Origin of the sequence: Paenibacillus terrae (genome assembly GCF_000943545.1) — a bacterium.
Lineage (GTDB): Bacteria > Bacillota > Bacilli > Paenibacillales > Paenibacillaceae > Paenibacillus > Paenibacillus terrae_A.
Map to the genome: position 1 here is coordinate 1 of NZ_JTHP01000123.1, position 9,676 is coordinate 9,676.

Annotated in this window: 13 protein-coding genes; all 13 read right to left on the bottom strand. The window is 40.8% G+C overall.

Annotation, left to right across the window (positions count from 1 at the left end):
- Positions 1-121: 121 nt before the first annotated feature.
- Entirely contained in the window at positions 122-1,744 is a 1,623-nt protein-coding gene (locus QD47_RS28245; protein WP_044649252.1) for a recombinase family protein, read from the bottom strand.
- A gap of 90 nt (positions 1,745-1,834) precedes the next feature.
- A complete protein-coding gene (locus QD47_RS33995) occupies positions 1,835-1,960 on the bottom strand; it encodes an SHOCT domain-containing protein (RefSeq protein WP_283657219.1) in 126 nt (41 codons plus the stop codon).
- 64 nt (positions 1,961-2,024) lie between these two features.
- Positions 2,025-3,176, bottom strand: a complete 1,152-nt coding sequence (locus QD47_RS28250; RefSeq protein ID WP_044649253.1) for an Ig-like domain-containing protein — start codon at positions 3,174-3,176, stop codon at positions 2,025-2,027.
- The gene (locus QD47_RS28255) at positions 3,173-3,463 is read right to left on the bottom strand and encodes a hypothetical protein (protein ID WP_044649254.1); all 291 of its coding nucleotides are present in this window, start codon (positions 3,461-3,463) and stop codon (positions 3,173-3,175) included. The genes QD47_RS28250 and QD47_RS28255 overlap by 4 nt, the downstream gene beginning before the upstream one ends.
- Positions 3,463-3,774 carry a phage head-tail connector protein gene (locus tag QD47_RS28260; protein WP_044649255.1) on the bottom strand — a complete coding sequence of 104 codons (312 nt, stop codon included), beginning with the start codon at positions 3,772-3,774 and terminating at the stop codon, positions 3,463-3,465. Before QD47_RS28260 ends, QD47_RS28255 begins: the two co-directional genes overlap by 1 nt.
- Complete coding sequence (locus tag QD47_RS28265; RefSeq protein ID WP_044649256.1) at positions 3,767-3,985, bottom strand: hypothetical protein; 219 nt, start codon at positions 3,983-3,985, stop codon at positions 3,767-3,769. Before QD47_RS28265 ends, QD47_RS28260 begins: the two co-directional genes overlap by 8 nt.
- A gap of 96 nt (positions 3,986-4,081) precedes the next feature.
- Positions 4,082-4,912, bottom strand: a complete 831-nt coding sequence (locus QD47_RS28270) for a P22 phage major capsid protein family protein (RefSeq protein ID WP_044649257.1) — start codon at positions 4,910-4,912, stop codon at positions 4,082-4,084.
- Between the two features lie 27 nt (positions 4,913-4,939).
- Entirely contained in the window at positions 4,940-5,557 is a 618-nt protein-coding gene (locus QD47_RS28275) for a DUF4355 domain-containing protein (RefSeq protein ID WP_044649258.1), read from the bottom strand.
- Positions 5,558-5,957: 400 nt separating this feature from the next.
- The gene (locus QD47_RS28280) at positions 5,958-6,338 is read right to left on the bottom strand and encodes a hypothetical protein (RefSeq protein WP_044649259.1); all 381 of its coding nucleotides are present in this window, start codon (positions 6,336-6,338) and stop codon (positions 5,958-5,960) included.
- Complete coding sequence (locus QD47_RS28285) at positions 6,328-7,635, bottom strand: phage portal protein (RefSeq protein WP_044649260.1); 1,308 nt, start codon at positions 7,633-7,635, stop codon at positions 6,328-6,330. Before QD47_RS28285 ends, QD47_RS28280 begins: the two co-directional genes overlap by 11 nt.
- 223 nt (positions 7,636-7,858) lie before the next feature.
- The gene (locus QD47_RS28290; protein WP_044649261.1) at positions 7,859-8,653 is read right to left on the bottom strand and encodes a hypothetical protein; all 795 of its coding nucleotides are present in this window, start codon (positions 8,651-8,653) and stop codon (positions 7,859-7,861) included.
- 84 nt (positions 8,654-8,737) lie between these two features.
- Positions 8,738-9,013 (bottom strand): hypothetical protein, encoded by a 276-nt coding sequence (locus QD47_RS28295; RefSeq protein ID WP_044649262.1) that lies wholly within the window; start codon positions 9,011-9,013, stop codon positions 8,738-8,740.
- Positions 9,014-9,130: 117 nt separating this feature from the next.
- Positions 9,131-9,676, bottom strand: a 546-nt coding sequence (gene terL, locus QD47_RS28300; protein ID WP_044649263.1) for a phage terminase large subunit, incomplete at its 5' end; no start/stop codon positions are given.

Below are 9,676 nucleotides of genomic sequence, written 5' to 3' on the forward strand. Positions count from 1 at the left end.
CTAAGTCAGGACAAACAATCCATCTATATGGAAGGAGTAAAAGACGGGATTCGATTGATCCTTCCCGTCATACAACCCACATTTACTCGTTAGCCCATTGATCGCATTAGCCTATGTTTCATCAGTCCAGTATTTCGTCTATGCTCATTCCACTTTTCAAAGTAAAAACAAAATGCGCTGGTGAGAGAACGGTTATCTTCTCCACCAACGCATTAAATAGGTTATCATCAAATTGTTCTAGTATATCCTGCTGTGTGCTTAGTACTTGGATGATTTCATCGACACGTTCCTTGAGTTGTGCCTTTTGCTCATGCTCCTGCTCCAGTGTCAGCTTCTGTTGTCGTAGCTCGTTGAGTTCACTGGAAAGCCTGTTTGTTTCTTCTTCATATACAATCTCATCAATCTGATTTCGCAGCTTGAGATTCACTAACTCCTTCAGGTCGGATTTCAATTGTTGCATCTGTCCTTCGATGTCTAATAACGATTTTTGCTCTACTTTGCTGGAAAGCACCGATTCAATATTGCCTTTCAACGTCTTCATGAATCCTTTCTTATTCTCATACATCCGATTGAACAATCGTACAAACGCGGAATGTAAAACTGGTTCATCAACCGATTTGGCATCACACGCTGCTCTACCTTCATTGACATACGTTTTGCATTGCCATACCACTTTTTTGGATGGATTATTGCTGTTCCAGGTTCGGCGTTTAAAAATGGCCCCGCAGCATTCACAATATACTTTACTGCTCAGTGCGTATTTACTGGAGTATCTTTTACTCTCCCCCATCACACTCCCTTTCAGCTTGGCTCTCCGTTCCTTTTCCTTTTGCACCGCTTCAAATATTTCCTTGGATACAATCGGTTCATGGTTGTCCTCAATTAAATATTGCTGCTCCTGTCCTTTATTCCTTATTCGTTTGTGCGTTAGAAAATCTACCGTTACCGTCTTTTGCTGAAGCAAAGCTCCGTAATATTTCTCATTGGTCAGAATTAAGGTAATGGAGGAATCCCACCACGTATCGCCACCCGTGACTGTTTTAATGTGATCTCGCATCAATCCTCTAGCAATCGCCTGATAGCTTTTCCCATCCAAATACTCCTCGTATATTCTGCGTACAATCTCTGCTTCTGGCTCGTTAATCACCAATTCACCATGTTCATCTTTATCATAGCCGAGAAAGCGAGTCGTGTTGCAGAAGACTTTGCCGTTTTGAAAGCCACGTAATATGCCCCATCGACTGTTTTCAGAAATGTTTCGACTCTCATCTTGGGCAAGAGAACTCAGGATGGTCAGTAATACTTCACCTGTGGTATCCAGTGTATTAATGTTCTCTCGTTCAAAGAATACAGCGACTCCGAGACTTTTGAGTTCCCGTACATATTTCAATAAATCCAGTGTATTCCTAGCAAACCTCGAAATCGACTTGACCAGAATGAGATCCAGTTTACCGTTTCGAGCATCCTGTATCATCCGATTAAAATGTGTTCTATTTTTGGTGCTGGTTCCAGTGATCCCTTCATCTGCGTAAATATCAGCCATTTCCCATTCCAAGTTGTTTTGAATGTATTGAGTATAATGGTTGACCTGATTGGTGTAGCTTTCCTTTTGCTCCTCGGAATCGGTACTGACTCGGCAATAGGCAGCGACTTTCTTCTTTTGAATCGATTGAATTCCTTCTACGATGTCCATCGTTTTAATGGGAACGACGACGACTTTTTTTGCGGTTGCGGCTTGGGCCATAGGTGTTTCTCCCTTCCATATCTTCTTTATACGGTCACATGGTATAATGCTTGCGGCACATCATCAAGTCCATTTCTGCCCATATTACGGCTACTTGAAAGATTTTTTATTAAGCTGGTCAATGGCTATAAATTCTTCTTCTGTAATGACATGTTGTGATCTCAATTGCTTCAATAGGCTTAGACTCAGTAGATAATCAATAGATTTTCGTTGCATATGTATGTGGCTCCTTTTAAATGAAAATGGCTCACCTCTAAGGCAAGCCGTATAGATATAAAGCTTAGAATAAATTCTTAAGGCTAATGTTCTTTTCTGCGGTAATGCTAGGATCGCTTACTAAGGTGGCTGTCAACACAAGGACTTTGTTGTTCGCTCGACTACTGCTTCCGGCTTTCACCGTCACACTATTTCCTGTGCTGGCTGTTCTGCTCCCCATGATAGGAGTTGAATCATCTTGGTTCCGTAGGCTCCACTCTACCGACTGGTCAAACACTTCTGTTCCATGATCATAAATATGGCTGACGTATGAGGCGCTTTGGCCTGTTTTGAGTATGGGATTGCCGGTAATGGCTATCGAATAGATATGCGTTCCTGTTTCGACAACTCTCATTTCAATCGTACTCAATATTGTAGGGTGATACGTTAATTTTGCGGTGATGCTTGCTTGTCCCAAAGCGATGCCCATAACCTGACCTTGCTGGTCTACGCTAATTACACTCGGATCACTGGATGTATAGGTAATCAGCGGATTGGCTATCTCATCCCCATTATCCGTAGCCGTTACTTTCAAAGATAACGTTTCGTTGAGCAGCACATGAGCTATCGTTCCCTGATGAATATGTAATGCATATGTATGAGTAATCTCATATTTCCATCTGTCTGCAATGTTATGTTCCACGTCATCATAAGCTGTATTTATGCTATCCAATGTGCAGCTTAACTGGATGATGCCATTCATGATGCGATCCATTCCAACTATTTTAAACGGCTGATGAGTCATATAGAATCGTTGGTTCAATGTAATGCCCTTCGTATCTGCATTGTCCTGTACTGTAACCAGGATATTTCCCTCTGGCATGGAGATAACTTTACCTGTTTCCGTTGAAAACGTTCTGGCTTCCACCACAGCATCAAACCATTTTACCTGCCCGTTCCAGTTCAAAGCCAGCCGTTGGTTACACTTTTTCATTCTGCCTCGACAAGACTGTTCATTTCGATCCACCTGACTGGTAATTAAATACCGTTCATCACGATAATCCACGATATCTCCTGTATGTAAGGGTGTTGCTGCACGAATGAGTTTTTCATCGGTCATTTGAATGGTATCTGTCGCATCTCGAATCAGACCAAGCTGCTTTACACCGTTTATGTGTACAAGCTCGCCTTTCTCTCGCAGGAAGAAATCTATCCATGGTTCTAAGCTCCGTGTCATTGCTCTTCCTCCAAACCAAAATCCTGCTTACAACGATAAAGGTACAACTCCACATAATCACTCCATACCTTCATGTCCAAAATGATAAAGATATCCTCACCAATTCGAACATAGCCGTTTAATTGCAATAAGGATTCCAGTGGACAGAAAGCTCGATGTGTCGTCTCCAAGGTGTAACCATCTTCAAATGAAAAACTTTTGCGATAAGGTTGTACATCTGCCATCATCAACAAAACAGGTTTGAAATTGGCATTATCTAAAATTTCCAACTTCGTATCGTAGAACATTAATCTGTTCCAACCTTGATTTTAGGTAGAGGAAGAGCCAATCGAATACTTGTTGGAATCCCTGTTTCATACGTAGCTGAGCGTTCACCTTCTTGCTTAGTTATAAGTCCAACCGAATCCCTATTTTTATAAAGATACACCGCATAATCGACCATAACATCATCATATTCCACTGGCAGTGTTACCACATTACAATAGCCCAGAATATTACTTCTCGCTTTATTCAAATAGTGGATCAGGATATCGTCCTTGGATATATCTGTTGGCTCTATGCCTAATAATCGTTTCATTAAATCCATTAGCTCACTCATGTACTGGCTCCTGTTCCTCCTTTACCTGTACCTTCTCGGTACGTTTCATATTCTTGACCGTTTGACCTTTCGTTACAGGTTCATCTTCTGCAATCTCATCTGATTGAGGTTCTTCCACTTGCTCATAATGCCCACTGGTCTGTAACCGTAGTATTAACTCCTGATTTGTTACTTCCCATATACATCCTGTTTCCTGATTCAAAAACCACATTTTATTACCCTCCTAAATTGAAAATAGGGCATCCAAAACGGACACCCCGAACGTGTTCCTTCTATTATAATGTGTTTTCATATCATCCACTTTCAATTAAGACTTATTGGCTGTGAGTACAGCGAGAGCTTCCGGCTTGATACATTTGGCTCCAAACACTTGCAATCCTTTCACTGCATCTGAAAATTGTTTCTCTGGTCTGAACGCTTCCACCGAATCTACTTGCCCGGCAAACGAAATCGCACTCTTATGACCTGCGATGATTTTATACTTGGCTCCTCCGGTATTTGGCACATTGTTAGATTTATAAACGGTCATGCCATCTATATCTCCGACATAGCCTGTGCGGATAATATTTGAGTCTTTGGTGAAACGGGCATCTTTCAAGAGCAAACCATAGTACCATGCAGGAACCACCACAAAACGCTCGCTTTCTGGCACATTATTTTCATCCAACAGCACGCCTAAATCAATCAGCAAATCATAGGCTGTATCTTTCGTTGGAACAATAGACGCGGTATCATTGCCAATCAGGTTCTCTGCTTTAACCTCCGTGTAAAATCCAGCAAGATACTGATCCATCACATTGGCTAGTCCATAGGAAGCTTCCACGATCCCACCATCCAATAAGTTCACATTCGCTTGAGCAGCATCTACATCATCCACTTGAAAATTGAAATACTTGGCCTGATCAATCACCAACGTCTTTTGCGTAGCATCTAGTTCCTGTGGATTTCCGATTCCTGCCACCTTATCATAATTGCCAATCGTTACTGCCCCAATCGAATTGATTTTCACTGTAGAGCCTTGGCCTTGAATTTCCCCTTCGTAATCGGTGTTAACCACATTCCCATACACCAGATTCTTCTTCAGACTTTCATTTAAACGTGCGCTCCAAATGGTAGGAATAAAATTCTGTACTGTCATATCTATTCACCTTGTCCTTTTCGTTTATTATTGTTTGTTTTGTAATGCTTGTTTGACTTGATCCCAATGCTGATTAATCTCGTTTGGCGACATTCCTTTAATCGAATCCAATGTAAATGTGCTACCTGTTGAACTAGCTGGAGGTGTATAGCCATCCCCTTTGAGCCGTTGCTCGACTTGCTGTTGTATAGCCAATTGCAGCGATTGTTCCAACATAGCTAAATTCGCTGTCGTCGCTTCTTCATCTGCACCAATAAAAAAATCCACTAACGGGAGTGGAAGTTTCTTTTCGGATGCTATTTTGATCGCTTGGCTGGTTAACCGTTCACGCTGCTTCTCCAGCTTCATGTGCTCTACTTCAGCACGTAGCTTCTCGACCTCGATTTCTTTCTCATCCTTAGCCGGGAATCGCTTCTTGATCTCAGCATCCACTGCACTTTCCAGATGATTAGCTTTCCACGTTTCCAACGATTTAGCTGATCGTTTGTCCACCGTGCTATCGAACCAACTTTTTGCTTCCTTATTAGATTGAATGAATTGCTCTATCCCTTCTACGCTATACGGATTCAAACCCTGAAGATACGTTTGCCATTCCTCATTGGTTTGGTTTTCTTCAATCAACTGCTTCATTTGTTCTAAATTCATTTTCGATAATCTCCTTTATTGCCCATTCGACTCTGTAGAACCGAACACGCTTATGTATGTTTGGGCCGTTTAATGTCATGCTCAGGACAGCAATGTAACGCTTTAGAAATCACAAAAACGAGGAAAAGGTACAAACATACCAGCTCCCCACTTTTGCCTGTTTTTCATCCTTTGTTTATACGGTTTTTTAATAGCCTAAAGCGTAACACTGAACCTGTTGGGATTCGAGCTTTCGAACACGCATATGTATGTTGAATTCGTTTAACGTCATATCTGATACAATAATGTTACGCATTAGAAAACGTAAAAACGAGAAATAGATACAAACATACCAACTCCTCATTTTGGGTTGTTTTTCATCCTTAGTTTATTGGACTTTTTAAACCTCTAAAGCGTAACATCAAGCCTGTTTTTTCCTCATCTGACGCATCCGTAATTTCGACTTTTCGTTTGCATTCTTATCCTTACACTTCTCACAATATTTCTGCCGATTCGAATTCGCTGAAAATGTAGCCTTACATTTCTGACAGTTCACCCTCGGTTGCGCTGTCTTAGGCTCAGTCTTTACATTCCGTTCAGACTTATATTCTCGCTCCAGCTTCTCATCCATTGGCAACACTCCATTTTCAAAATATGTACAACGGGACAGACCATCATCTTGAGCGAAAAATACACATGGGCCATCTTGTAAACAGCAATAATTCGAGATGCCATGTTTCGTTCCGAGATAACCAGCACAATTATTCTTAACCAGCCGTTTGATTTTATTTTTATTCTGCATCTGATACCTCCTTATCCGTACCAACTAATCGTTGCTGCTCCGAATGAAATTTATTGAATTCCAGCTTGGGATTCTCTACGAATGGAAGCAACGTCAGCAATGTTTCCTGTGAGACCACTTCTTTCAGTTTCACAATCACATCAGCCATCCCAACCAAGTCTGTCGGCAAGTTGCGAGTAAACTTCACCGCAATATCCCGGTAATCATATTGAACTCCTTCTTTAATGTGCAGGAACGTGAAGAAATTACGTAACCGCTGTTTGATCGCCTTTTCCATTAAGGCTTCACGCATTGCCACTCGATTCTCCAAATTCAAAAGTTTATTTCTCAGCGCCAAGGAAGACGTATTGCTGGCCCAATTCTCATTGAAGTTAACCTGATCCATCATATCGAAGATTTTGCGTTCAATATTGTCTAGCTCGTTCTTCACAAAAGAATCATTAATCTCCTTCGTAAGCCAGCTTACCTTCCCACCAGCCGGAACTTGAATAATACCCATCTTTTTCATATTCAATAAATCGTCAGCTTCCAACTTGGCATTCTCAATCACGAGGTAGGCGTTGCGATGATCTGCGATTTCATTGACCAAATCGGAATTCAATGCGTTATAGGCATCAAATAAAGAAATCACATCATGGAAGCCACTTTTTCTCTCCGTATTAGCTGGACAGGAGATAAGCGGGACTCTTCCAAAGATGTGATTATGTTTGCCGATATATTTCAGTTCAGGTGATTGGTTTGGCTTACTCTGATTCTGTTTATCATAGCTACCGATTGTATAGTGTAGAATTTCATGGTCGGTGTACACGTCCAAATATACTTGCTTATCAAACCGTCTCGTAAATTTATGTAGGCCAAGTAATACGTTTCTTTCTGCTGTTCCGTCCTCCAACACATACGCATTCACAGGGGATAGCACCGTGGCTGAAAACTGACCATCCGAATCAATATAGTTCAATTCAAAGCTCTCGCCAAAGATTTCGGATTGTTTCCGAAGCTGTAGATTGTGCTCTTTGTCCCAATGACTCATTTGTACATCTATATTATGTATGGCTTCGTCCTGATCTGACTTGGACACATAGTTTACTGGCTTACCGAGCAGATAACCCACTTCGTTATCTATGAACTTACGTGGGAAATTAAAGAGAAGCTTTTGATTGCTTCGGCTTTCTTGCATCGCATAGTTCTTTAAAATGGAGTGATTCCCATTGTAGTAATCTGCATATTTCTGTTTGGCTATTGCAGTCGATTGGAGTTCATTTAGACACTCTAATATGATTTGTTCGGTTACTTGCATCTCATCGAATCCTTTCAAAATGGGCTATGTAATTGTTGGTTGTTAATTTCTTCATAAATAAAAAAACCACCTTTAATAAGGTAGTTCCTTGTTGAACTAAAGTTTCCCGTTAGCTCAATTATGCTAAGTTAAGAATAATATTAAGCTATCTCAAAAAGTCTGGATTTGTAATCAGCACAGGATCGTATTCCGTTAATATTCAAATGCTTCATCTCAGGTCTCTTTATGCCCAAATGATCGGATTACCTATCTGTAAGGAAGCCTCAAACAGGCTTCTTAGTACTCGCGCGGGTCGAGAATCAGATCCCTTTAGATTTCTCTTTACGACCTGAAAAGATTTTGGATAATACAGCTCATCGATTCCCCATATCTTTCGGCTTAGCGGATAAGAAGATTCAAAAATTCGTCCCATCTCCAAATCATGAAATCTTGCATGCTTATGCTTCCGTCCTTCTTTTTCAACACTCATTACTTCCTGGGCGAACGCTACTGAATGAAAAAGCTCACGATGATCTCTGTCTAGAATACAGAATCCTCGGTCGTTTAACTGATAAGTGTGCTCGCCTCCAGATGATAAGAACCACTTATCCTCTCCAGGAAGAGATCTCCCATATTCATCATTAGATACAGTATCTACGAGGAAAATCCCTTGCAGCTTGCTTGCTCCTGATTCAAAAATATCCAGTTCCTTTAAAGCTTTTTCGGCCTGATCGGCGGAGAGTGACTTCTCCCCAATTGAAAATAATAATGGGAATTTGTCCTGCCCCAACCGGTCAATGATTCCATAAAAGAAATTTCCTCCTGCGACATTAAAAACCCGGTCTTGATAATAGTAAAAGTCTTCATGCTCGCAAGCGTTCTCCCGCCACTGCTGATAAAGCTCATAGGTTTCGTCATTTACAGATTCCAGTATGTCGATTCCTTCGTCCGTAATTTCCAGCAAGCTTATATCAAAAGGGGGAGGCTTAACATTTCCTTCCTTCACACAATTGCATACTACATAAGCATCCAGGCCCATATTCCCGCTCCTTTTCAAGTCCACTAAGTAATTTTTATATCTTCCATTGATCGTTATAAGATAAAAAGAATAAACTCCGATTAACTAAGCATAATATCCACCCTTTGTAGGATATTCGTGATGTTCAAGATAATGTTTATATATCTTTCCAAATACTTTGATGGCCTTAGCTTGAGATTGGTTGTCATTCTTTAGTTTCACTACTTCACCAATTGGTGCTTGCATCGATATTTCCCCACTTATCAACTTGGGTAGATCAATCTCAAAAGTTCCATCTAATTCCTTCAAGCAGTTTCCAAATTTATACACAGCAACGGTTCCTCTTATCTCAACTAACTCGTAGTCCAAACAAATGGCCATTTGCATCCCCTTTCCTTGCAACAATACAAACAACTAATTGGGTAACTGGTTAAGTTATCCTGCCCATTAGCTTAACAAAATTGGATCAAAATAATGAATGAGTATCTAGCAAAAGTCTCAAAATAATAAGCCTCGATCATAAAACTTTAAACTCTTGACCGACTGAATCAATTGAACAGCCCCATATAAACTATCTGGCGCATCATCATATTGGCAGTTTCGGTTATAATCTTTTATCTGGTTATTATATCTGAGGTTATCTGCATTGAACAGAATATGACCCTTCTTCACTTCCGGCTCCAAGCTAATAATGCGTTCATGCTTTTGACCCTTGGAATGAACACTTTCTACGGGTGTATGTATATTCGCCTTCCATAGCTCTTCTTCGAACTTTTGCTTCATATAGCTTTGTGCCTGATTGACTTCAAAACCGAGCTTATCTACAGGATAAAGCTTCAATTTCTCAATAGCCACTTGGAACAAATCATCCGGCAACAGTTTATAGATATTCCCGTCAATCACATACATCTGCTTCGTTTTCCGATGCTGCCCAATAATTGAAACCGCAGAATAGTCATTTTTCTTCCCGGCTTTAATGGCTGGATCAATGTACATGCCTAGTTCCATTTCCTCAAACTCAGGTAGCCTGTCCCAATACATGAG